22 protein-coding genes are annotated in these 22,764 nt (G+C 43.9%); 18 read left to right on the forward strand and 4 right to left on the reverse strand.

All coding sequences use genetic code 11. The features are described from left to right. The first annotated feature begins 15 nt into the window (after positions 1-15). A complete protein-coding gene (locus DRW41_RS22600) occupies positions 16-177 on the forward strand; it encodes a hypothetical protein (RefSeq protein ID WP_181884369.1) in 162 nt (53 codons plus the stop codon). A 76-nt stretch (positions 178-253) separates the two neighbouring features. Here DRW41_RS22600 and DRW41_RS01320 read toward each other — a convergent pair whose 3' ends face one another. The 3 genes from DRW41_RS01320 to DRW41_RS01325 all read right to left on the reverse strand — a co-directional run bounded on the left by DRW41_RS01320 (position 254) and on the right by DRW41_RS01325 (position 2,004). After that, positions 254-997, reverse strand: a complete 744-nt coding sequence (locus DRW41_RS01320) for a YhcN/YlaJ family sporulation lipoprotein (protein ID WP_115450162.1) — start codon at positions 995-997, stop codon at positions 254-256. A 350-nt stretch (positions 998-1,347) separates the two neighbouring features. Further along, complete coding sequence (locus tag DRW41_RS23215) at positions 1,348-1,497, reverse strand: hypothetical protein (protein ID WP_222928831.1); 150 nt, start codon at positions 1,495-1,497, stop codon at positions 1,348-1,350. 144 nt (positions 1,498-1,641) lie between these two features. Next, positions 1,642-2,004 (reverse strand): hypothetical protein, encoded by a 363-nt coding sequence (locus DRW41_RS01325; RefSeq protein ID WP_115450163.1) that lies wholly within the window; start codon positions 2,002-2,004, stop codon positions 1,642-1,644. Between the two features lie 443 nt (positions 2,005-2,447). Between DRW41_RS01325 and DRW41_RS01330 the strand changes: the two genes are divergently transcribed. Both DRW41_RS01330 and DRW41_RS01335 read left to right on the forward strand, forming a co-directional pair. Beyond that, complete coding sequence (locus tag DRW41_RS01330) at positions 2,448-4,646, forward strand: S8 family serine peptidase (protein ID WP_115450164.1); 2,199 nt, start codon at positions 2,448-2,450, stop codon at positions 4,644-4,646. Positions 4,647-5,118: 472 nt separating this feature from the next. After that, positions 5,119-6,165, forward strand: a complete 1,047-nt coding sequence (locus DRW41_RS01335; protein WP_115450165.1) for a P-loop NTPase family protein — start codon at positions 5,119-5,121, stop codon at positions 6,163-6,165. Positions 6,166-6,307: 142 nt separating this feature from the next. Here DRW41_RS01335 and DRW41_RS22605 read toward each other — a convergent pair whose 3' ends face one another. Next, positions 6,308-6,529 carry a hypothetical protein gene (locus DRW41_RS22605; RefSeq protein ID WP_142752168.1) on the reverse strand — a complete coding sequence of 74 codons (222 nt, stop codon included), beginning with the start codon at positions 6,527-6,529 and terminating at the stop codon, positions 6,308-6,310. 246 nt (positions 6,530-6,775) lie between these two features. Here DRW41_RS22605 and DRW41_RS01340 point away from each other — a divergent pair, with 246 nt between their 5' ends. The 15 genes from DRW41_RS01340 (at position 6,776) to DRW41_RS01410 (ending at position 22,744) form a co-directional block, all read left to right on the forward strand. Beyond that, a complete protein-coding gene (locus tag DRW41_RS01340) occupies positions 6,776-7,084 on the forward strand; it encodes an MTH1187 family thiamine-binding protein (protein ID WP_115450166.1) in 309 nt (102 codons plus the stop codon). A gap of 95 nt (positions 7,085-7,179) precedes the next feature. Then, positions 7,180-7,734: a GNAT family N-acetyltransferase gene (locus DRW41_RS01345; RefSeq protein ID WP_115450167.1), complete on the forward strand. Its 555-nt coding sequence runs from the start codon at positions 7,180-7,182 to the stop codon at positions 7,732-7,734. A gap of 226 nt (positions 7,735-7,960) precedes the next feature. Further along, positions 7,961-9,385 carry a vWA domain-containing protein gene (locus tag DRW41_RS01350; RefSeq protein WP_115450168.1) on the forward strand — a complete coding sequence of 475 codons (1,425 nt, stop codon included), beginning with the start codon at positions 7,961-7,963 and terminating at the stop codon, positions 9,383-9,385. Between the two features lie 165 nt (positions 9,386-9,550). Continuing rightward, positions 9,551-10,336 (forward strand): SDR family oxidoreductase, encoded by a 786-nt coding sequence (locus tag DRW41_RS01355; RefSeq protein ID WP_115450169.1) that lies wholly within the window; start codon positions 9,551-9,553, stop codon positions 10,334-10,336. A gap of 114 nt (positions 10,337-10,450) precedes the next feature. Beyond that, on the forward strand, positions 10,451-11,200 hold the full coding sequence (locus tag DRW41_RS01360; RefSeq protein ID WP_245959304.1) for a polysaccharide deacetylase family protein: 750 nt from the start codon (positions 10,451-10,453) through the stop codon (positions 11,198-11,200). A gap of 102 nt (positions 11,201-11,302) precedes the next feature. Next, positions 11,303-12,031, forward strand: a complete 729-nt coding sequence (locus DRW41_RS01365; protein WP_115450171.1) for a gamma-glutamyl-gamma-aminobutyrate hydrolase family protein — start codon at positions 11,303-11,305, stop codon at positions 12,029-12,031. 395 nt (positions 12,032-12,426) lie between these two features. Next, on the forward strand, positions 12,427-13,782 hold the full coding sequence (locus tag DRW41_RS01370; protein WP_115450172.1) for an acyclic terpene utilization AtuA family protein: 1,356 nt from the start codon (positions 12,427-12,429) through the stop codon (positions 13,780-13,782). After that, entirely contained in the window at positions 13,782-14,093 is a 312-nt protein-coding gene (locus DRW41_RS01375; RefSeq protein ID WP_115450173.1) for a DUF4387 domain-containing protein, read from the forward strand. Before DRW41_RS01370 ends, DRW41_RS01375 begins: the two co-directional genes overlap by 1 nt. A gap of 9 nt (positions 14,094-14,102) precedes the next feature. Further along, complete coding sequence (gene rbsK, locus DRW41_RS01380) at positions 14,103-14,999, forward strand: ribokinase (RefSeq protein WP_115450174.1); 897 nt, start codon at positions 14,103-14,105, stop codon at positions 14,997-14,999. A gap of 3 nt (positions 15,000-15,002) precedes the next feature. Further along, positions 15,003-15,896 (forward strand): ABC transporter permease, encoded by an 894-nt coding sequence (locus tag DRW41_RS01385; RefSeq protein ID WP_115450175.1) that lies wholly within the window; start codon positions 15,003-15,005, stop codon positions 15,894-15,896. 10 nt (positions 15,897-15,906) lie between these two features. Continuing rightward, positions 15,907-16,785, forward strand: coding sequence for a carbohydrate ABC transporter permease (locus tag DRW41_RS01390; protein WP_115450176.1), 879 nt, complete (start codon positions 15,907-15,909; stop codon positions 16,783-16,785). 88 nt (positions 16,786-16,873) lie between these two features. Further along, positions 16,874-18,343, forward strand: coding sequence for an extracellular solute-binding protein (locus DRW41_RS01395; RefSeq protein ID WP_115450177.1), 1,470 nt, complete (start codon positions 16,874-16,876; stop codon positions 18,341-18,343). 11 nt (positions 18,344-18,354) lie between these two features. Further along, positions 18,355-19,503, forward strand: a complete 1,149-nt coding sequence (locus tag DRW41_RS01400) for an ADP-ribosylglycohydrolase family protein (RefSeq protein WP_115450178.1) — start codon at positions 18,355-18,357, stop codon at positions 19,501-19,503. A gap of 9 nt (positions 19,504-19,512) precedes the next feature. Beyond that, positions 19,513-21,627, forward strand: coding sequence for an ADP-ribosylglycohydrolase family protein (locus DRW41_RS01405; RefSeq protein ID WP_115450179.1), 2,115 nt, complete (start codon positions 19,513-19,515; stop codon positions 21,625-21,627). 85 nt (positions 21,628-21,712) lie between these two features. Next, positions 21,713-22,744, forward strand: coding sequence for a LacI family DNA-binding transcriptional regulator (locus DRW41_RS01410; protein ID WP_115450180.1), 1,032 nt, complete (start codon positions 21,713-21,715; stop codon positions 22,742-22,744). Positions 22,745-22,764 lie beyond the last annotated feature (20 nt).

Genomic DNA, 22,764 nt, shown 5'->3' on the forward strand with positions numbered 1-22,764 from the left:
AGGGAGTTGGAACCCATGTATGAGGAAATTTACATGATTGAAAAAACGATGCAGTACCGTGAACAGGAATTTCGTAAAGTGGAATTCACCCAACGGGATGCCGAACATGCGAAAAAAGAACTATTCTATTGCAAATTGCCGGTTTTGAACCAGATGAGCATATGCAATTGCAACTGAAGCGATTCTGACTTGTTTGAAGAAATTTGAAAAGAAGCCGATATGGAGCCATCCTCCATGCCGGCTTTTTTTGTCCTCACTGCGCTGGGTTCAATGGCTGCCGATGGGCGAAGGCCCCGTCGACAAGTCTCCTAAAATCGCCGTTTACATCATCGCGGCCATTGCTCAGGTCATCTGCGAGCCGGTTCATCCTTATAAAAAAAGATCGGTTAAATGAAATATAAACCCTTTGAATCGTAGGTTCAGCTTGTAAAACCTGTTTGGCAATATCTTTTTTGAAAGAAGCCGAGATGCCGGAGTAGGATGAGTCCAACACAATGGCAGGGCTTCCGAACCCCGAATGTATGTTGTCATTAGTGCTGTTTCCGGCTCTGAAGCTTTTTCCTCTTTCGGAATGGTCCGTGAGAGCGAGTCCATCGATGCTGCCACCGCCGATTCCCGTACCGCTGTAATCGCCAGTCTGGGTGCCTACTCCATATCCGCGGTAGCCGGGATTGCCAAACGTGTCTGTCTTTTCGCCGCGATGATCCTTCGTATTTGTTTCATACCCTTGCGCCCTCATATTCTCGCTTCCGTCCAACCTTACGGCCACATATGCGTCTTGATTGATGATGGCGACAAGGGCGCTTTGGACTTCAACCAGGCTTTCCACCGAACGGGACGCCTCCATGGAAACCCTTAATGCACCATTCCCTCCAGCCGAATTGGTGTTCACCCGGTTAATTCTAGCCCTGCCGCCGTTGTCGTTATTGCCGATCCCGCAGCTGCTTAATACGAAAAGAAGCAAGATTGTCAGTGTGATTTTCAATGTTTTTTTCACAAAATACCCCTCCCTTCCTGGCGTTTTGTCTATAGTGTGGGTTTTAAAGAGAAGAACTATCCATTATCTGGTGGTTTGCGTCTGATACGTGCTTGAATTTGTGATGATTTATAGCTGGTGCAGGGGGGAGGCATTTCTGATTGTTCTTTTTAAAAATTCAAATAGCCTAGCCGGCATTGTCCTTGCTGACATCTTCCCGGACTGGCGACCACTCAGTTAAGAGCGAAGAACCGTGCTCCCCATTTACAAGCATTGGCACCAACGCAAAACAACCCGGGAACTAATTCATCCCAGGTTGTTTTTAGTACTTGATTTTAGTTGGCTGCAGATAGTAGGCAGCGGGCTTTCCATTACTTATTTTGTTTCGTCTTTTGGTCCTTGAGCGCGACTCTTTCAAGCCCGTTATCCGCGAATTCTACATCCGCTTTTGGCATAGCCTTTTTGCTTTCCTTATCGTTTTTCTTCGCCATGAACTCACCAACCGCGTTTGTTAAAAACAAACTTAGTTTGTAACGCTTTCAACGTTATAATACACCGGTTCGGCCCCTTGCTTAACGAGGCCGGGGTTGGTTGTAACGTAACGGATGGGGCGGATACTCGTCCGTCGTTGCACGAATGAGCAAAAATCCTTTCCACGGTTCAATCTATCGCCGAAGGTATTTTTCGTTGATAATGAGTACTTTGCCGTTTTCGGTTTTGAGGTATTTGCGGTTTAGGAATTTGTATTTTTCATAGGCGAAGTGGCCTGCTATATAGATTGGTATGATAATGGCCAAAAGGATGGCCATTTGCTGCAAATAATTGATACCCTTTTTGAGCATAAAATCCATGACAGCGTGCACGGCGAAAGAAGCCATTAAGATAATCAGCACGTTGCATACATGGAAGGCGAATACACCGCTCTTTTCCCGGAACATCCGCTCCAGTTCCGCTTTGAAATAAAGCGTGACCATGACAGAAATGACAATTACCACCAGGGAGGCCAGATAGGTAAGGGCTGTGCTCAATTTCCAAATTCAACTCCAATCGCTCTTTTTATCCAAACGTTCAATGGGACTGTTGTTTTAACTGATTATACCATTATTAGCATGAATATATTGATTGGATAATCGTACATATAACCTGGGATATTGAGATGGTACTTGCCCTCTGTCAAAGACATACGAATAATGGTCTGGATAAGGTTGTCCCATGGAAGAAAAGCCGACTGTTTTTTTAAAAAAAAGGCCTTAATTTTCCCAAGTTTTAGTGGCCAGATATTTCTCATAGGTATTAGCAGGCTTGAAAATCTTCTAACTTCGACATAATTCCCTTTCTTCTCCTCTTTTACGGCAAAAACATTTTCCCAATATTACAAAAATTGAATTCGCAGTATAGTAAAATTGTGTTGTTAATCTTGTCCTGGTGAGGGAAAACCCTTTGCCAGAGATACTTTAGGAGGGGGAAAAGTTTGAAGTTCTTTAAGAAGCTCAGGAATGTGTTTGGGATTTCGTTGATCCTTCTGCTGATTTTGAACGCGGGAATTCCTGCGGAGGCGATTGTCAAAAATGACGACAGCCCGGTGAATTTGGCCGGAGAGGATCAAGAGTACGTTTTCGTGCAATTCGGTGATGCGCCAATTGCATCTTATGATGGGTCGATTTCAGGTTATGAAAAGACAATGCCAGCCAAAGGGCAGAAGGTTAATCTGAATTCCCCCGCTGCCAAAAAGTACGGAAAAAGGCTTGAGTCACAGCGCGAAAACTATAAAAAGTGGCTCGCGAAGCAGCTTCCAAAGGTGGAAGTCGTCACCGAATATGATGTTACCTACAATGGGATTGGCCTGAAGCTTAACGGCGCATCGCTCAAGGACATTAGCCGCGGGCCGGGAGTAGTTAAAGCCGGAGTCAGTGGCACGTACCGGAAGACGATGAGCGAAAGCACAGCCCTTATTAATGCAGGAGAGCTTTGGACAGGGCTTGGCGGACAGGCCAATGCTGGACAAGGAATGAAAGTAGGCGTCATCGATTCCGGAATTGACCAAAATCATCCTTTCCTCCAGCCGAATGAGGGTATGACAGCGCCTGAAGGATTCCCAAAAGGGGATACTAAATTTACAAGCGCTAAAGTCATTGTTGCAAAGGTTTTCAACCAGAATCCAAAGCTGAGTGCGGAAGCGGTTGACAGCCACGGTACGCATGTAAGCGGTACGATCGCTGGAAAAGCGGGAACTATGCCGACTCTAGGCAGCAAACCTATGAGCGGCGTCGCTCCTGGAGCCTATCTTGGGAACTATAATGTTTTCCCGGGTGATGTAGCAGATGCGAAAAGCTTGTTCATTGCGAAAGCGGTTGAAGAAGCAGTAGAAGATGGAATGGACGTCCTCAACCTTAGTCTTGGCGGGACGCCTCATAAAGGCGCAGACCTACTTGATATGGCCGTTAATGCCGCGGTTGACGCAGGCGTTGTTGTTGCAATTTCCGCGGGCAATGAAGGGCCTGGGAAATACACAGTCGGTTCTCCAGGAACAGCGGATAAGGTTATCACTGTTGCCGCAATCACCAACAGCCGCACGTTTGCAATGAAGTTAAAATCAGCTGCTTTTGAAAGCGGCGAGACTGTAGCCACAACTGGTACCCAGGGCGGCGAGGTGAAAAAACAGCTTGCTGGTGAATATGCGCTTTGGAGCGAAGCAACAGGCGGGGATAAACTTGCTTGTACTCCAGTACCAGAAGCCAAAAAACACCTGGAAGGCAAAATCGCGGTGATTCAGCGAGGCTCCTGTACGTTTACTGAAAAAATTAATAACGCGGCATCGGCCGGGGCAGTAGGGGTCATTGTATACCAGAACAGTGCTGCTGATCCGATTCCAATGTCAACGGATGGTGCGAGCGTTCCTGCTGTAATGATTAACCTAGAAGCTGGGAATCTACTTGAAGAATGGCAAGGGGACAGGAATGTTACGTTTGCCTATCCGCCTGTTGAATATGAAACTGTTCCGAATCTTCTTTCGGACTTCAGCTCATGGGGGCCAACGCCTAATTACACGCTGAAGCCTGATGTAGCGGCGCCTGGGGTGAATATTTATTCCTCGGTTGTCGGCGGCGGTTACGAGTTGTATCAAGGTACATCCATGGCATCGCCTCACGTTGCCGGGTCAGCAGCCGTTCTTCTTGCTTATAGCAAGCAAGAGAAACTGGGCTGGGGGCCAGCGGAAGTAAAAGCGGCCCTGATGGGAACAGCGCGAAATGTAGACGGATCCGTCCTTCCTGATATTGAAGGTTCAGGTCCTTTAAAGGTGGGCGCGGGCACTATTGATCTTGGCAGGGCAATGAAGGCGCCGGCAATGGCATTCCCGTCTTCCTTAAGCTTTGGGCTCGTCCGTCCGACTGGAAACCAATCTTATCAAATGACGGTCACTTTGGTGAATCCGACTGACCAGCAACTGGATTACAGTTTTTCCGGGGATGATAATCTGAAGCTTAGCAAATCCGGCGTTTCAATTGCCGGAAAGGGCAAGGCGGAATTTAAAGTGGATGTTGTAAACAGGGGAACCCATTCGGGTGGAAATAATGGAACCGGTGATTTCCAGAGTGGGTACATTACTGTAACATCCAGTGCTGGCGATATCCGTATCCCTTATATGTATGTGATTGATTATAATCGTTAAGCTTTTTGGGGAATCCCCTTCTGGCTTTTAGGCCAAAAGGGGATTTTATTTTTTAAAATTGTAATTATGGCAACGGTGAATCCAGGTAACAGTTCATTATAGGTACAGCTAGTTTGTTGCTAACCCAACTTCTGACACCTATCCGGGATTTTACCTAAATCGAGTCAGAAGAACCTCTAACTTCCGACAGCTTTTCAGGATTTCGCCCTCATCGAGTCAAAAGAACCTCTAACTTCCGACAGCTTTTCAGGATTTTGCCCTCATCGAGTCGGAATTACCCCAAACTTCTGACAGCTTTTCAGGATTATGCCCCCATCGAGTCAGTAGTTCCCCAACTTTTAAATCCCTAACTTCGCACATCCTTAAATGTACTGACACATCAATTAAAAGTAAAAATATTTACTTTTAAGAGTAACGAATTATTGCTTTCAAACGTAAAATAAATTACACTTAAAGTAAGGAGGGGAAAAAGATGGAAGATTTAAGGTTGAATGTTTCATTGCTCCGAAAACGGGTGCCGAATTTAACGAGTGCGGCAAAGTCGATTGGGCTCCGGCCGGCGACGGTCTCAAATTTATGCACGGGAAAGATTCCGATTGGGCGTGCGGAGGTACGGACATTGGCTGCTCTCGCATCGCTGGCACAATGCAGCCTGGATGAATTGATTTTAAAAGGGGAGGCGTTTGAAATGATTGAAACGAAGATTAAAACGCTTGATTTATTCGCTCCAATTGTAAAAGGCGGGACGATTGGCCTGGTGGCGAGGCCGGGGATGGGGCAATTAGTGGTCCTTTCTGAATTGTTCTTTAGGCTAAAGAAAGAAGGGTATCTCAGCTTTGTGCTACAGCCGGAAGCGGAAGGCTATCCGGGGCTGGAGGATTTGAATGAACATGTTGATGTTATCGTTACCTCAATCGCCGACGCGTTAAAAAAGATTTCCGAGCTTGGAAAAGACCGCGACATCATTTTTGCGGCAGATAGGTCGCATGTTTTAACAGGGGAAATCTTCGAATTGCAGGAAAAATTGCAGGATGAAGCAATCCGGACTGTCACCACCTTCCTGCTCGATTTGAAAGGGGAGGCGGTAGACGAGGAACTTCCGTACGGGCCGCTTGAAACGGTATGGAACTTCGATGCTGATCTTGCTGCAAGGTTCAGGTTTCCCGCAGTCAATCCAATCTCATCGACCTCTTCGATTCTTGAAGGGGCTTATCTTGACCAAAGCCACATTACAGTAAAGCAAAGGGCCCAAAAACTGTTGCGCCGGTACAGGGAGCTTCGTTCACTCGTGAACGTTAAGGGCATTGCGGGTATTCCTGATGCCGAAATGCAAACATACCACCGCGGTGAAAGGCTCGAGGCTTATCTAACGCAGCCGTTTTACGTTGCGGAGGCTTTTACAGGCCAAAAGGGCGTCGATGTCGAGCTGAAGGAAACAATCGAGGATGTCCGTAAAATCATTGATGGGGCTTATGACTCCAAGGAGCCGGCTGAACTGTCGTTTGTAGGAAAGCTATAGGCCGGCTGCTCTGCAACCGCGGATAGAGTTAAAGACTTGAACAGCCAGCTGTATAAAAAAGACCAGACGTTCACAAGTCTGGTCTTTGTCATTTGAGCGTGACTAATTCGAATTTGCCAATATAGTATGAGGCTTTCGCTCTTTATTCAAAATCGAGGGAAATGCAAGCAAGTAAAATCTGCCATAGACAGGCATCCCCGGTCGAACCTTGAAGTAAATGACCAAAAACTGGCGGCGGAAAAGGCTGCCATGGGCGGGATTGTTTAATGTCCCGGGAAATTTTTTGATAGAAAAGCTTGATTAATGTTGAAATCAACAAGCTTTTTTCTATTGCCACTTGCCACGGCTTTTCAGCAGGGTCCAAGAATGCCTGGTCTTAATAAAATTATTGCTGGTTCGACGAGGTTCATAACCTTTATAAAAGAGTGGTAGATTTCCTCATCCCTGTTACTGCCGCCAATGTAATTACTTTATATCTTTCGCCCAATGAATGAACCAACTTCCTATCAATTTGTATACGTTTCTATTTATTTTGCAATACATTGTATGTTCTTTCCAATTGGGTAATTATGATATTATGGAAAAAATACAGAAAACAGGAGGCATAAAGATGGCAATCATGGATATTACAGTAATTCCAATCGGGACGGAAACGCCTAGCGTAAGTGAGTATGTGGCCGATATACATAAAGTCCTGAAAAAGTACGAAGGGAAAGTTAAGTACCAATTGACGCCGATGAGTACATTGATTGAAGGCGACTTGAAAGAATTGCTTGTTGTTGTGGGTGAAATCCATGAGGTCCCTTTTCAAAAGGGAATTCAGCGAGTCGCCACCAATATCCGAATCGACGACCGTCGTGACAAGGAAAGCACGATGGAAGGAAAACTCAGAGCCGTAAACGAAAAACTGGCGAATTGACTAGATGATGTAAGGGACGGATCCCTGAAAAGGAAACAATGAATCATGTCACGTATCCACTTTTCATTTTCAACATTTAGGTAGGGGGGAAGGAAATGATTTACAACAAGACAGAGAGAACAATCGAAACGGATCGGCTGCTTTTGCGCCTGTTTAACGAGGGGGACGCCAACGAAGTCAGCAGGATGTGCAATAATTTTAATATTTACAAAAGCACGTTGACGCTGCCGTTTCCGTATCCGTTGGAATGCGCGGTTTCCTGGATAGCCAGCCATGAGGGAAATTTCAATTCTGACCGTATGTATGAATTCGCTGTTACGGACAAAGTAAACGGCCAATTGTATGGGGCCATTGGGATATCGAATAAAAAACAGCACAAACACGGCGAACTCGCCTACTGGATTGGCGAAGAATATTGGGGAAATGGCTATGGAACGGAAGCCGCGAATGCGGTGATCAAATTTGTTTTTAAAGAAAAGGGCTACCATCGTGTTTACGCCAGATACTTTACATCCAACCCTGCTTCAGGAAGAATCATGCAAAAATGCGGGATGGTGTACGAAGGCACACTCAAAGACCATGTTTTTAAGAACGGGACCTTTGAAGACCTTAATTTATACGGGATTATTAATCCTTATGAGCAAGCTTAATATAGTGGTAACTTTTTAGATAGGGCTGTCTGCCAAGGCAGCCTTTTATCATTGAGTAAACGATTAGGACAAATTAGGAACTAGAATTCGACAGGTTTTTTTATTTTTACATGCATACTTTCCTTCAATTAGGGTAAAGGACGAAATGGTTATTTGGCAAATCCTTCTATTATTTCCATTATACAGGGTTTGCGAATTAGAAAAATAGAACTGAAAGGGGATTAGGATGGAAAAAACGAAACTAGTTGTTGCTTTATTTTTCACAATGGTAGTGTTGTTTGGCTGCCAGGGAAAGGACGAAGGCGGCGGTTCTAAAAAACGGGATTCAAAAGAGGAAGGAATTGTTCCAGGGAAAGCGATTGCTGTTTCACAACCTGACGAAGTAGAGCTTCCGGCAACTACGGGCGAAGAATACATACAGGAAGACATAGGGAACCTTTATCAGAAGTTCATAGAAGGCAACGAATTTACCGATGACAAGGAAAAACTTGAAAAAGCAACTTCAGACGCCCTTGATGCTTACATACAGGAAGTTGGAAAGAAGAATACGAAGAAATGGGACCAGAAAAAGTGGACGAAATCCATCACGGATGCCCTGCGAACAAGCTATAAAGAAGTTGCAGAAGAGCTGGAAAACTATCCTGTCGTTTACAAAAAACTGAGGTTGCCGGACGGCCGTCTGCTCGAGGACCTCACCATGGACGAAGTGACGAAGGATGAAGATAAAAAAGTGAATGTTGTCATGGCCATTGATTCGAGCGGCAGCATGAAGGCGAAGGTGGATGGGGAGGCCAAGATGGCACTCGCCAAAAAAAGTATCGAAAGCCTGGCAAAAGATCTTCCCGAGTCCGTAAAGGTATCTGTCATAGCATTTGGCCATCAGGGAACGGGCAGCAATGCGGATAAGGCGAAATCATGCAATGCAGTGGAAACGATGTATCCGTTGAACACAGTTGATGGGACAGCCTTCGGGAATTCCTTGAAAAAGTTTGATGCAATGGGCTGGACTCCGCTGGCGGCCGCGATTACGATGGCAAACGAGCAATTGTCCTCTGAAAAGGGTGAAAACACGGAAAACTTTATTTATGTTGTCAGTGACGGAATCGAGACATGTGATGGCGACCCGGTTGCCGCGGCAAAAAAAGCGGTCCTGGACAATACAAATGTCAAAATCAATATCATTGGATTCGATGTCGATGATGCTGCTGACCAGCAGCTCAAACTTGTAGCGGAGGCTGGCGGCGGTGAATATTCCTCTGTTAAAACAAAACAGCAGCTTGAGGAAATAAAGAATGTGTGGAAAGAAAAAATCAACATCAATACATGGAGATGGTGGGCGATCCACCGCTTTGCCGACAATGTGTGGACGACGCTGGACCACAACAACGCAGTAGATTCGCTGATGGGTAAATCCTACATGCTTAGGAAAAACGAAGAAAATCGTTTCAAGGAATTGCTGGACCGGCTTGAAAAAGAAGGCAAGATTGATGCTGAAAAGAAAAATTCCGTTTCCAAGTGGCTTTGGGATCGGAATGATAAAATCAATACGTACTTCTCGGATTTGGATAAAAAGAAAAGTGACGAAATCAAAGCCAAATCGGAAAATTTATCGAAAAAATTGGACGCAATCGAGAAGCAGGTTGGACTTTAACCACTTTGGGAGTACGGCTTGGTGACATTTTTAAGACCCGAATTAGGGTCTTTTTTCATGGGGAATTACAACGGAGTGCACCTCTCGATTTTACATACCAATGTTTCTCCGAAGGCTGCAATGGGAACAGGAAATTGGCATGCCATACTATAGGAGGGATTCCAAATGGGCAAGACCATTTTTATTACAGGAGCCGGAAGCGGGCTAGGGAGAGGTGCGGCGATTGGCTTGGCAAGGAAAGGGCACCGGGTTATCGCGACCACCGAATTGACTTCCCAAAAAACTGACTTGCTGCGGGAAGCTATGGATCTGGGTTTGGATATCGATGTGTTCAAACTCGATATTACAAATGCAAGGGATCGTAATGAGATTCTCAAATATGACTTTGACGTGTTTGTCGCCAATGCAGCCATAAATGAAAGGGGGCCACTCGCTGAAGTGCCGATGGACCGCTTCCGGGAGATTTTCGAAGTAAATGTTTTCGCAACGCTTGAAACGGTCCAGTTGGCAGTAAAAAAGCTAGTTGAATTAGGAAATGGGAAAATTGTGTTCATGAGTTCCATGGCGGGAATCATGGCGTCTCCTTATGGCGGCCCTTACGCAGCCACGAAACATGCGATCGAGGCCATTGCGCAAACACTGAAGCAGGAGCTTGAAGGTTTCGGAGTGAAGGTTGCGACCATTAATCCGGGAGCTTTTAACACAGGCTTTAACGACCGCGCCGCCGAAGAACTATGGAAATGGTACGATGAAGAGAAGAATTTTACGAAGAAAGAGGATCTGTTAAAGGCGGAAGAAGGATTGAAAAACCAATTTGATCCACAGGATATGATTGAAAAAATGGTTGAAGTCATTCCGGCGGACACGCATCCATTCGGGACCGCCTATCCCGAGGAAACTGAAAAGCAAATGAAGGAAACGGAAAAAAAGTGGTGGGAGAAAGAGATTTAATTATATTTTTCGAAATGGAGCCCGTGCTTTGCATGGGCTTTCTTTTTTAAAAAACATATATCTTGCTGTTTAAGCAGAAAATAGGGTACAACCAACACTATGGGAGTGGCAATGATGAAAAAAACGCTGATAGCTATTTGTTCCCTGCTCATCCTTGCCATGACGATGGCAAAACCATCGCTGGCGAATGAAATAAAACGGTGGAAGTTCGAGAAAACCGGCCTTGTTTTCTGGAAAGCGGATACGAAAGAAAAGCTGATTGCGCTAACCTTCGACGATGGGCCAGATCCGCTTTATACAACCCAAATTCTGAATATGATGAAAAAATACGATGCGAAAGGAACCTTTTTTGTCATTGGAAAAGAAGCGGAGCGATTTCCCGAAATACTAAAGCGCCAGACAAAAGAGGGCCATGAAATTGCCAATCATACGTACCGGCATACATTTAGGGATATGAAAAATCCCGATGTCCTTAAAGCGGAACTACGGAAAAATAGCGACCTGATCAAAAGAATAACCGGCAAGGCCCCGACGTTGTTTCGTCCAATCGCCGGATATTATGACAGACAAATCATTGAGACATCGCTAGGAAGCGGCTATTATGTTGTACTTTGGACATGGCATCAAGATACGAGGGACTGGAAGAAGCCGGGTGCCAAAAGAATCGCGAAAACTGTCCTTTTCAATTCAAAACCCGGAGACATTGTCATTCTTCATGATGCAGGGGGTGACAGATCCCAAACGGTGAAAGCGGTCGAGTATATCTTGGAAGGCCTGTACAAAAAAGGCTATAAATGTGTAACCGTTTCCGAACTGCTTTCCCATTCGAGTTCGGTAGTGCCCGTCTTATTACTAAATCCTTAACGTAATTCCTATATAAAAAGGTATTTTTCTCACTTGTTCCCCTTAACGTTTGTGTTATATTTTGGATATATAGACTAAAATTTAATGCTGGGGGAAACAGGGATGAGAAAGCCTGTAATTGGAATTACTGCTGCTTATGTAAAGCATAACGAAAATATGGAAGGCGTCTATGTCCATCATGATTATCACAAGACAGTGGCCGCCAATGGAGGAATTCCAATCATTCTTCCATACATCAACCCGGAAATGGCGTTTGAAATGCTCGGGTTGGTTGATGCGGTCATTCTTAGCGGCGGGGAGGATGTCGATCCAAATTTGTACGGCCAGGATCCGCAACGCAATCTGGGCCGGACTATTTTGGAAAGGGATTTAGTTGAAATTGCAATCGCGAAGTATGCGATTGAACATGATACTCCACTGCTGGGCATCTGCAGAGGCAGCCAAATTCTGAATGTCGCACTTGGCGGGACATTGATTCAGGACATTCCGAGCCAGGCTCCGGAATCCATCCAGCATACCCAAAAAGTTGCAAGGAATAAGGACTCCCATTGGGTTTCAATATCACCGGACAGCAAGCTGCATCAAATTTTGGGCACTGACCGTGTTCGCGTGAACAGCATCCACCATCAGGCATTGGACAAGGTAGCGGACGATTTGCGCGTAGTTGCGCGTTCAGCTGATGGCATTGTCGAAGCGGTTGAATACGCCAAACCATCCAGATTCACGGTTGGCGTCCAGTGGCACCCTGAATCGCTCGCTCCAAATGATGAAGCCATGAACCGATTGTTCAAGGAATTCATTGCAAGCAGCGCAATGGTCCCCGTTATATAAAAAAGTGAATCCGAAATCACAGGAGATGGTATCGCGCCGTTTCCTGTTTTTAATTTTGCGGAAAAATTAGTAGTCTCAAAAAATGAAAAGTGGGAATAGAAAAGTTCGAAAATTTTAAAAATTACCTTGACACAATCATATACAGATAAGTAATATGATAAGTAACCGTTTACATATCCAAAAAAATGAAAATGTGTATATGTTTTCAATATCTTCTTTTAAGATGGGACCGGTTACATAACCATCATTATATGATCGATTCCAAGAATGTACCTTAATAAGTGACCAGTTACATACATGGTTTGCTTAATAAGTGACCGGTTACATACATGGTTTGCTTAATAAGTGACCGGTTACACTTTATGGATAGTTGAAACTAATAGAGGTGAAAATTTATGGATATCAAAATACTAGCTCCATGCGGAATGCTGGGTTATGGTTTTCCGGAAGAATCCTTCTTAAGGGGAATGGATGAGAACCCTCATGCAATCGTGGTTGACGCTGGATCAACTGATGCGGGACCTCATAAATTGGGAGCTGGAGTATCGATAGTCAGCCGAAGGGCTTTAAAGAAAGATTTACAAATTATGATAACAAACGGCTTACAGAGAGAGATTCCTATTATTATAGGATCCGCCGGCGGAGCCGGGGCTAGAGTCCATGTGGAATCAACCATTGAGATCATAAAAGAGATTCTCAATGAGAAGAAATTGTCAGCTTCGATGGCCATTATATGGGCAGACATAGAAAAGGAAATGGTTATTTCTGCTTTGGAGAAAGGGAAACTGACACCTTTAAGCCCAAACGTTCCTGAGCTGGATTTCAATGTAATAGAAGAAACAAACGGTATAGTCGCCCAAATGGGCCATACACCAATACTTGAAGCACTTCAAAGTCAGGCCGATATTATCATATGCGGCCGTGCTTATGATCCTTCTCCCTTTGCGGCAGTTGGAATCTTCCATGGCAAAGATCCAGGCTTATCCTATCATCTTGGAAAAATATTGGAGTGTGGCGCGCTTTGTGCAGAACCAGGGACCACTAAGGATTCTATTCTTGGAACTATAAAAGATTCATCTTTTACGGTTAAATCCCTCAATCCTGTAAGAAAGTGCACTCCACTATCTGTAGCAGCACATACTTTCTATGAAAAAGAACATCCTTATATCCTCCATGGTCCAGGTTTTACTCTCGACCTCAGCAAATGTACGTTCAATGATATTGGCAATGGTGTTGTAGAAGTGGAAAACAGCCATTACATTGAAGCCGACAATTATAATATAAAACTTGAAGGAGCAAGAAAAATTGCTTACCGGACAATTGTGTTTGCTGGAATAAGAGATCCGATATTGCTTGCTAACATCGATAACATTGAGCAAAGGGTTGAGGAGCAGGTTAGAGAATATTATCAAGAAATCTCACAGGGCGAATATAGCATTCGATTTAACAATTACGGTATAAATGCCGTCTTGGGACCTAGAGAAACAGAGGTATTCACCGGTCACGAAATCGGGGTTCTAATAGAGGTCAATGCAAAGACACAGGAGTTGGCAAATTCACTTTGTGCAACTGTACGATCTACATTTCTTCATTTTGGACATGAAAAAAGGAAGTCCACCGCAGGTAACCTCGCCTTTCCATTTGCCCCGAGTGACATTGAATTCGGGCCGGTCTATGAATTTTCCGTCTACCACTTGATGGAAATTACCGAGAGCCCTTTTGCTATTGAATACACTGGGGAGGGGTTGTAGTGGAAAAACTATACGAATTGGCGAAAGTGCTCCGAAGCAAGAATTCAGGACCGTTCGAGCTTACTCTCGATATCCTTTTTGACGATAAAGAAAAATATGACCATGTTAAAAACTCCGGCAAATTGACAGCTGAATCCGTAAGCGTACTATACCACGTCGAGATTGAGTCGATTAGACATCTGGTGTTTTTTGACCAGGCGCTGGGCATTAAAATCACCCTTTTGAGGGAAGTTTCCTCCGGCACCATCGGGGACAGGGACGTATACGGAGCACAGCAACATGCCCCTTTGATGAATATCTTAATAGACTAGGTGATGAACATGAAAAAGATTGCTGTTGTAGGCAGCCTGAACATTGATTATTTCGTGGAAACTGATATTTTCCCTTCAACAGGGGAGACAATTATGGGGAAAGGATTTTTCATGTCAGTTGGGGGGAAGGGGGCCAATCAGGCTGTTGCCGCAGCGCGCCTTGGAGGTAAAGTATCCATGTTTGGCTCTGTTGGGAATGATGATAATGGCAAGCTCTTAATCGGAAAAATGGAAAAAGAAGGAGTGAATGTCAGTCACCTTAACAAGGTAGAGGGAAGCAATACTGGAGTGGCATTCATAGAAATTTGCAACTCGGAAAACCGGATCCTCGTTATTTCCGGCGCCAATCAGCATACTAATATTCAATATATTAATAGAATTCAGGATCGGTTGTTGGAGCATGACATTATCCTGTTTCAGCTGGAGACTCCTCTTTCAATGATAGAGTATATTATTCCGATTCTTGCAAAAGAAGGAAAGACAATTATCTTGAATCCCGCGCCAGCCTGCCAGCTAAGCAGTGAATTGATTGCGAACGTCACTTTTCTTACGCCAAATGAGCATGAGTATCCATTGGTCCTTAATGAAAAGGGAGAGCTTAAGGAAACCCTTGAAAAGCATCCTAACAAAGTAATCGTGACATGTGGATCACGAGGAGTATACTTCCATGAGGGAAAAGGATTAATCAAGGTCCCGGCTATTCAGGTTGAAGCTGTGGATACTACAGGTGCGGGAGATACTTTTTCCGGCGCATTTACTTTAGCACTTTCTGAAGGGAGGACAATTGAAGAGAGCATAAGATTTGGTACTATCGCAGCAGGGCTCTCAGTAAGGAAAAAAGGCGCGCAGACTGGAATGCCAACGAGGAAGGAAATGGAGCATTTCATTAAAGAGGAGCTTGTATAGGGAATGGGAATATTGCAGCGAATAAGAAAAGATTGGGTTTTGTATGTGATGCTGTTGCCTGCGCTTTTGTATTTTGGACTTTTCAATGTCATTCCTCTGATTGGAATGAAGCTTGCGTTCCAGGATTATCGGATAATCGGCGATAACGTCTGGGTGGGGCTGAAACACTTTAAGATTTTGTTTAGTTCACCGGCCTTTATGGATGTCCTCAAAAATACTGTAATTCTTTCAACAATGAAAATGGTTTTCTTTTTTCCGGTGCCAATTATACTTTCTATCATCATAAATGAAGTCAGGAACGGACCATTCCGAAAATATGTCCAATCTATTATTTATCTGCCGCACTTTTTATCTTGGGTAGTTATTGCGGGGATTTGGATAAGCTTCCTGAATCCAGGGGATGGTGGAATCAATGTTATAAGGAATTTTTTCAACTTGCCTTCCCTTGATTTCATGACAAGCAAGGATCATATCCGTTGGGTGCTGGTGTTTCAGGAAATGTGGCGCAGCGCGGGTTGGGATTCTATCATTTACCTGGCGGCCATTATGAAAATCAGCCCGTCTCTTTACGAAGCGGCGAAAATTGACGGGGCTTCCCATCTTCAGCAAATGAGGTACATAACGCTCCCGGAATTGAAAGGGACGATTATTACCGTTTTTATCCTGAATCTCGGCTTTTTCATGAATGCGGGTTTCGACCAGGTTTTCAATATGATCAATCACTCCGTTATTTCTGTCATTGATATTTTGGATACTTATGTCTACAGGATAGGTATTTTAAATGGCCAGTATGCATATGCGACAGCAGCGAGTTTGTTCAAGGGAGTCATCGGCGTAATATTGATACTTTCCACCCACTTTATTGCTAAAAGAGTAAGTGGAAAGGGAGTCTGGTAGGAGGTGGAGTATGCGTAAACTTAATTTCCCGATTTTGCTCATTTATTCAATTCTCTTTCTGTCTTCCTTAACGGTGCTAGTCCCAATACTTAACCTGCTGGCCATGTCCATATCCGACCCGTTAAAGGTCCACGAGTTAAAAGGGCTGGGCATTTTTCCGAAAGGTTTTTCATTAATAAATTATAAAGTCCTGTTTTCAAATCCTTTAATAGTTAAGAGTATTTTCAATAGTATTTTTATCACCGTAATTGGAACGGCACTCAATCTGTTTTTAACAGCCATGGCAGCTTATGTGCTTGCCAGGACAAATTTTGTTGGTAAAAGGCTAGTGATCCTGCTGTTGATTATCATCATGGTTTTTGAGCCGGGACTCATCCCGGAATATCTGCTTGTCAAGAACCTTGGTTTATTGAATACATATTGGTCCTTGATTCTATATAAGGCGATTAATGTATTCTATCTGTTTATTATGATGAGGTTTTTTGAGGATATTCCTGATAGTATCCTTGAGGCCGCTAGGATTGATGGAGCTGGCCATTTTAGAATCTTCACCAGTATAATGCTTCCGCTTTCCAAACCAGCCTTAGCCACACTGGGCCTGTTTTATGGGGTTTTCCATTGGAACGAATATTTCCGGGCTACCATCTATTTAACAGATCCTAACAAATGGCCTCTACAGGTTGTTCTAAGGCAATTTGTTGTAGAACGGGATAATACCACGCTTCTTGGGGCACAAAACGTACTTTCGTATGATCAGATTGCCAGCCTTGATTTTGCATCCCTTCAGGCAGGCACTATCATTATATCCATTGTACCGCTCCTGCTTTTCTATCCTTTAATCCTAAAGTATTACGCCAAAGGAGCTCTTGAAGGGGGGGTTAAAGACTAATATTTCCCGCTTCAATTCTATTTAATTTGTAGTACCAGCAGAAATTGATAGAGAATGGAAAACATTAAACCCTATGGGAGGAATTTTGATGAAGAAGTTGCTGATCGTACTTTTCGCAATGTTATTAATGCTGACTACTGCCTGTTCTGATAAGAAGTCTTCTACTGATGAAAAAGACAACAATAAAAAAGAGGGTCCTGTCACGCTTAAGGTTGTTTATAAAGATGAAGGCCCTTCAAACCCTGTAGCCAAGCAATATTTTGAAAGCCTTTCCAAAGCGCTAAAAGAAGATGAAAACTTGGATGTAACATTTGAACTTGTAGAAATGCCACAAGGAAATTACGCGGAAAAATTGAACCTGCTTCTACTATCAGGTGACATTCCCGATATGATTTACTTCCAGGGTGGAGACTTGCAGATTTCTCAGCAAGGGCTTCTAGAAGACCTAACCCCTTATATCGAAAAATCAAAGAATATCAAAAATATTCTGGAGCCGCACAACAAGAAAAGGCTCGAAAACTATCCTTATCTCCTTTGGATTAAACCGCTTGACTCAAAGGTTCCTGTCATGAGGAAAGACTGGTTTGAAAAACTATCAACCTCCCAAGCTTTACTTGATGAGCCGACAGTCGATAATTATTATTCATTTTTTAAAGAAATGGTATCCAATCCTCCGGGAGGAGCCAAGAAGCCAACCTACGCGCTTACAGCAGCAGGGGACATCGTGGAAATTGATTTTATCTTCAAGAGGGCTTTCGGCCTATCTCAAACTTGGCTTGAAAAAGACGGCAACTATGTTTATGGCAAGGTTTCAGATAACGAAAAGGCAAAGCTTGAATTCTATCAAAAACTCTATAAAGATGGCTTGCTTGACCCGCAATACCTGACTAAACAATGGGATACAAAAGAAAAAGCATTCTATGATGGCGAAGCAGGTGTCATTGTCGGAACAAATGGGAAAATAATTGACATTTATAACGGCAAGATGACTCAGGTTAATGGTGAACAATCAGAAGTAGTTGTTCTTCCTCCTGCGAAAGGTGAAGATCAGGGCTTCACTTCTACTGATATAACAAAAGAATCCAGGGGTATCGCCATTAGCTCTCAGTCCAAACACAAAGATACTGTATTCGCGGTACTTGATTACCTTGCAAGTGAAAAAGGTCAATTGCTTGACCGTATTGGTTTTGAAGGTGAACACTACAATGTTACCGACAGCGGCATTGAGCTGACTGACAAATACTATGCTGAATGGTATGCCCGATTCTGGGAGCCTAGCGAGTTTAAGATGGAAAAACCGTTGAATACTCCGTTATTGAGCGAGCCGGCCCAGAAATCCAGAGATTTGGCTAACCAATTCTACAAAGAAGATAATGCCTTCATTATTCCTGAGGAATATGCAGCCAACTGGGATGCAATGGAAAACCTTTATAAGGAGTATGCAACAGACATCATAACCGGCAAAAAGCCAATTAGCGAGTTCGATAAGTTTGTAGCTGAATGGGAAAAAGCCGGAGGTAAAGAAATTACGGAATACGCAAACAAAAACATTAAGTAAGGAGTTTAGCCATGATAACTTTTCAGGATAAAGTAAGAGGGGCTGTACTCTCAGTTGCACTTGGTGATGCTCTGGGAGCGCCGATTGAAAAGCTAAGCTACCAGGAAATCAAGGATAAGTACGGCCGGGTGGAAAGCCTCAGGACAAAGTGGTACAAGGAGGACGCCCCGCCCGAGGTTAATCTTGGCAGGCACCGCGGAAATGGAATCGTAACCGATGATACCTTGATGACGAAAGCGCTCATCAATGTGTATTTGAAGGAAAAACGCCATCTTGACGCGTACGACATGGGGAAAGAATTTATCAAGGAAATTGCCTTCCGAAAAACGTATATCCCTGAATTCCAGAACGAAGCGCTAATCATCGACCGGCTGTTCTATCCTGAAAAGTATATTTTCGTCAGGCATGTCCTGGCCAACTGTGAACCGCGGGAAGGCGGAATTGGCAACATGATCAATTGCGGGGCGGCAATGTACATTACGCCAATCGGGATTGTTAATGCCGGAAACCCGAAGGCGGCTTATGATGAAGCAATCCTTTTTGCGATGGGCCACCAAAGCAGTTATGGACTTGAGGCAGCGGGAGTCCTGGCAGCTTGTATAGCCAGGGCTTTCACTCCGGGGGTTACTGTCGATGACATTGTCGACACGGCTATTTCCCTTTCGAAAGATGGAACCCGAAATGCCATCATTGATTTAACTTCGGCAGCAAAGGAACTGCGGGAAAAGAACAGCGATATGGATGAAGTGGTGGAAACACTGCATTCTGTAATCGCAAAGTATTCTCCGATGAAAGATAATGTTCACCGCAAAATCGAAAAAGTCGGCATTCCATCGAATCACTATACTCCGAGCAGATTATTCTCGATTGAGGAGCTTCCGCTTGCCCTTGCTTTCATAGTCCTAAATAAGGGGGAATATTATAAGTCGATCTATGATGGAATTAACTCGGGACGAGACACCGATTCAATCGGGGTCATGATTGGTGCCATCCTTGGGAGCATGTATGGAAACCAAGCCATTACGAGAGCTGACATCGACCTTCTTGAATCAACGAATAAAATGAACCTTCTTCAAACAGCGGATGATTTTGCAAAAACAGCGCGTGAAATCATTGAAGCCGATTTAAGGTTAAATGAAGAGAGGAAAAAGCTATTTTAACTGCAATGAATGGATGTGAACTCTTTGTTTTCAACTGACTATATCGAGAAGGTATACGCTGGCTTTCTTGGGATGAACGCAGGAATCCGCCTGGGGGCGCCTGTTGAGCCCACCGAATGGACTGCCGATAAGATTCTTTCTGTATATGGTGATATTAAAGGGTATGTGAAAGATTACAACACTTTTTCTGCTGATGATGATGTAAACGGGCCGGTCTTTTTTATCAGGGCTCATTACGATGATGCAAAGGACAGGGAACTGCAGCCCCAGGATGTCGGCCGGGCCTGGCTTAACTATTGCCGCGACGGGATTGGCATGATTTGGTGGGGCGGCGAGGACGCGAGTACCGAGCATAAAGCATATAACAACCTAAAAAAAGGGATTAAAGCGCCAAGATCCGGTTCGGCCGAGCAAAATGGGATTGTTCAGGCTGAACAGATTGGCGGCCAGATATTCATTGATTCTTGGGGGTTGATGTATCCTGGCAAACCTGAGAAGGCAGCCCATTTTGCCGAAGTTGCCGCAAGTGTATCCCATGATAAGAACGGGCTTTATGGAGCAAGGTTCATTGCTGGTTGCATTGCCCAGGCCTTCGTTTCGGACGATATCCGTGAAATCATTGATCAGGGGCTAACGCTCATTCCCGATGATTCCACCTATGCCCGGGTTACAAGGGCAGTTATTGAATTCCATGAAAATAATCCTGAAAATTTCAGGGATTGTCTTGATTTCCTTCATAGGGATTGGGGCTATGATAAATATCCGGGAATATGCCACATCATCCCAAATGCGGGAGTCTGCATCCTTTCACTTCTTTACGGGAAGGGCGATTTTGCAAGAACGATTGAAATCGCGACAATGTGCGGCTGGGATACAGATTGCAATGCCGGGAATGTTGGAACAATTGTAGGCGTTATGAACGGCCTTACTGGAATTCCAGAACATTACAGGAAGCCAATGAACGATAGCGTAATCACTTCAAGTATTTCTGGATATTTGAATATAGTGGATATGCCTACCTTTTCAAAAGAAGTTGCCCTCCTCGGCTATCAATTGAATGGAGAGGATCCGCCTGCCGGACTGGAGGATTCCATTAAAAGGGGAGAATTGTACTTTGATTTTAGCTTCCCTGGATCAACCCACGGTTTCAGAGTAAGCAACACTTTCAAAACTCCAGTCATCAGGCATAATCCTGTGATAGGTGACGGGGCTCTTCAGGTAGTAATCGACCGGATGGTTAACGGGGACAAAAGCAAGGTATTCTATAAGCCATATTACCGCCGGGAAGATTTCAATGATGAAAAGTATAAGCCCGTATTTTCCCCGCAGGCTTTAAGCGGGCAAACTGTGAAGGTTGACGTTTTCCTTGACCAGTGGAGAGGTTCTGAAATTACACTTGCACCTTTTGTGAGGAAGACATCCTCGAAGCAAGATGTCTTTATGGAAAAAAGGATTCTTAAACACGGTGTCTGGACAGAGATTGTATTTACACTTCCGCCTTCTGGGGGAGATATTTTTGATGAAGTCGGCTACCTGATTGAGAGTCGCTCCACTCTTGATAACCGGGCGTTTGGCTCACTATACTTCAAAAACTTCCATGTGTATGGGAAGTCAGATTATAGGATTGACTTTTCACTGCTAAAAGAAGAGTTCATTAGCCTTATGCCTTTCTCACATAACAGAGGGGAATGGAATTCTGAAGGGAACGCTATCCGCTGTAAGGCAAGTGAAAACTGTGCTTCCTACACAGGAAATTACTTTATGCGTGATGGAATTGTAGAATCTGTCATTGAACCTGTTGAAGGCGAGAGCCATTGCATCGCATTCCGTGCGCAGGGTGCCGAAAGAGGTTATTTTATTGGGCTTGATGGCGCTGGCCAGGTTTCATTGATTTTGAACAATTTTGGCTTCACCCGTATTAAAACGGTAAATTTCCCATGGCAGTATAAACAAAAATATAAATTGAAAGTAATGTTTAAGGATAACGCTCTTCGTTTCTTTATTGATGAAAAAGAAGTTTTGGTTCATGATGATGAAACATTCACTTATGGGATGATTGGATTTGGTGCAATCACTCCTGGCGAAACACTCTACCATTCATTATTGGTTAAAGAAAACATCTGAGAATCAGCCCGAAATGGATTTGACTTGTTGAATCTTTTTCGGGCTTTTTAGCTAAAACGGCTACTTTGCGGGAAGGATTTTCATTTTGAAAAAAGGAACTGCAACAATTAGGGATGTGGCAAGGGAAGCAGGCGTCTCTGTGGCGACTGTTTCCAGATATATTAATAACAATGGCTATGTCAGTGAAAACACGCTAAATAAGATAAAACACGTTATGGAAGTACTTAATTATCATCCAAATGAAATTGCACGGGGCCTTGCCAGGAAACGAACAAATACAATCGCATTGGTTATTCCGGATATTACAAATCCATTCTTCCCAGAGCTGGTTGTCTCCATTGAAAAGGTGGCCAAGGAGAAAGGATACCGTCTCATTTTAATCAATTCCGATGAAGACAGTATCCGTTCAAGTACTTTCTGGAGAAGTCTTGAAAGCCGCTATACAGACGGTCTCATTCTTGCCTCGTTTCAGTTCAAGGACTCGGTATTGAAAGAATTGAATGCCATGAATATTCCGTTTGTAAGGATTGACAGGGCTGCTGATAAAAGTTCAACCGATTCAATAGGAATTGATAATTATAAGGGAGCGAAGCTAGCGGTCAACCATTTGTTTGAAATTGGCTGCAGGAAAATAGCCCATATATGCGGCCCGCCGAATTTTCAGCCATCTCTTGAAAGGATCAGAGGTTATAAAGATGAGCTTGCCGAAAAGGGCGTAAGTTACCTGCCAATCATATTGGAAGGAGACTTTTCACTTGAAAGCGGAAAAACATTAACTGATAAACTATTATATGAACATCCTGATGTCGATGGCATTTTTTTGGCAAATGATATGATGGCAATTGGTTCATTAAAGATTTTAAAACAGCTTGGAATAAAAGTGCCTGAGGATATCGCCATTATAGGATTTGATGGTATAAAACTCGTAGAGATGGTAGACCCCGAAATCAGTACGATTGAGCAGCCGATTTATGATATTGGGGTCGTTGCAACCTCCAGGCTAATCGATATGATTGAAAACGTTCATGCCACCGATGAAGAGGTCCAGCTGGATGTCCGTTTGGTGAAGAGGGAATCGACGCTAGGTTTTAAGAAAAAAAAGTGTGAATCAAGTTAAAGATTTGGTTAAAGGGGATC

Origin of the sequence: Neobacillus piezotolerans (assembly GCF_003362805.1) — a bacterium.
Taxonomy (GTDB): Bacteria; Bacillota; Bacilli; order Bacillales; family Cytobacillaceae; genus Bacillus_D; species Bacillus_D piezotolerans.

What these genes read in the sequence shown, in the direction of transcription:
- DRW41_RS01395 (WP_115450177.1), top strand. Translation starts at nt 16,874, where the DNA reads ATGAAGAAGTTGCTGATCGTACTTTTCGCAATGTTATTAATGCTGACT.
- DRW41_RS01400 (WP_115450178.1), top strand. Translation starts at nt 18,355, where the DNA reads ATGATAACTTTTCAGGATAAAGTAAGAGGGGCTGTACTCTCAGTTGCA.
- DRW41_RS01345 (WP_115450167.1), top strand. Translation starts at nt 7,180, where the DNA reads ATGATTTACAACAAGACAGAGAGAACAATCGAAACGGATCGGCTGCTT.
- DRW41_RS01365 (WP_115450171.1), top strand. Translation starts at nt 11,303, where the DNA reads ATGAGAAAGCCTGTAATTGGAATTACTGCTGCTTATGTAAAGCATAAC.
- rbsK (WP_115450174.1), top strand. Translation starts at nt 14,103, where the DNA reads ATGAAAAAGATTGCTGTTGTAGGCAGCCTGAACATTGATTATTTCGTG.
- DRW41_RS01390 (WP_115450176.1), top strand. Translation starts at nt 15,907, where the DNA reads ATGCGTAAACTTAATTTCCCGATTTTGCTCATTTATTCAATTCTCTTT.
- DRW41_RS22600 (WP_181884369.1), top strand. Translation starts at nt 16, where the DNA reads ATGTATGAGGAAATTTACATGATTGAAAAAACGATGCAGTACCGTGAA.
- DRW41_RS01355 (WP_115450169.1), top strand. Translation starts at nt 9,551, where the DNA reads ATGGGCAAGACCATTTTTATTACAGGAGCCGGAAGCGGGCTAGGGAGA.
- DRW41_RS01360 (WP_245959304.1), top strand. Translation starts at nt 10,451, where the DNA reads ATGAAAAAAACGCTGATAGCTATTTGTTCCCTGCTCATCCTTGCCATG.
- DRW41_RS01370 (WP_115450172.1), top strand. Translation starts at nt 12,427, where the DNA reads ATGGATATCAAAATACTAGCTCCATGCGGAATGCTGGGTTATGGTTTT.
- DRW41_RS01335 (WP_115450165.1), top strand. Translation starts at nt 5,119, where the DNA reads ATGGAAGATTTAAGGTTGAATGTTTCATTGCTCCGAAAACGGGTGCCG.
- DRW41_RS01385 (WP_115450175.1), top strand. Translation starts at nt 15,003, where the DNA reads ATGGGAATATTGCAGCGAATAAGAAAAGATTGGGTTTTGTATGTGATG.
- DRW41_RS01340 (WP_115450166.1), top strand. Translation starts at nt 6,776, where the DNA reads ATGGCAATCATGGATATTACAGTAATTCCAATCGGGACGGAAACGCCT.
- DRW41_RS01405 (WP_115450179.1), top strand. Translation starts at nt 19,513, where the DNA reads ATGGATGTGAACTCTTTGTTTTCAACTGACTATATCGAGAAGGTATAC.
- DRW41_RS01350 (WP_115450168.1), top strand. Translation starts at nt 7,961, where the DNA reads ATGGAAAAAACGAAACTAGTTGTTGCTTTATTTTTCACAATGGTAGTG.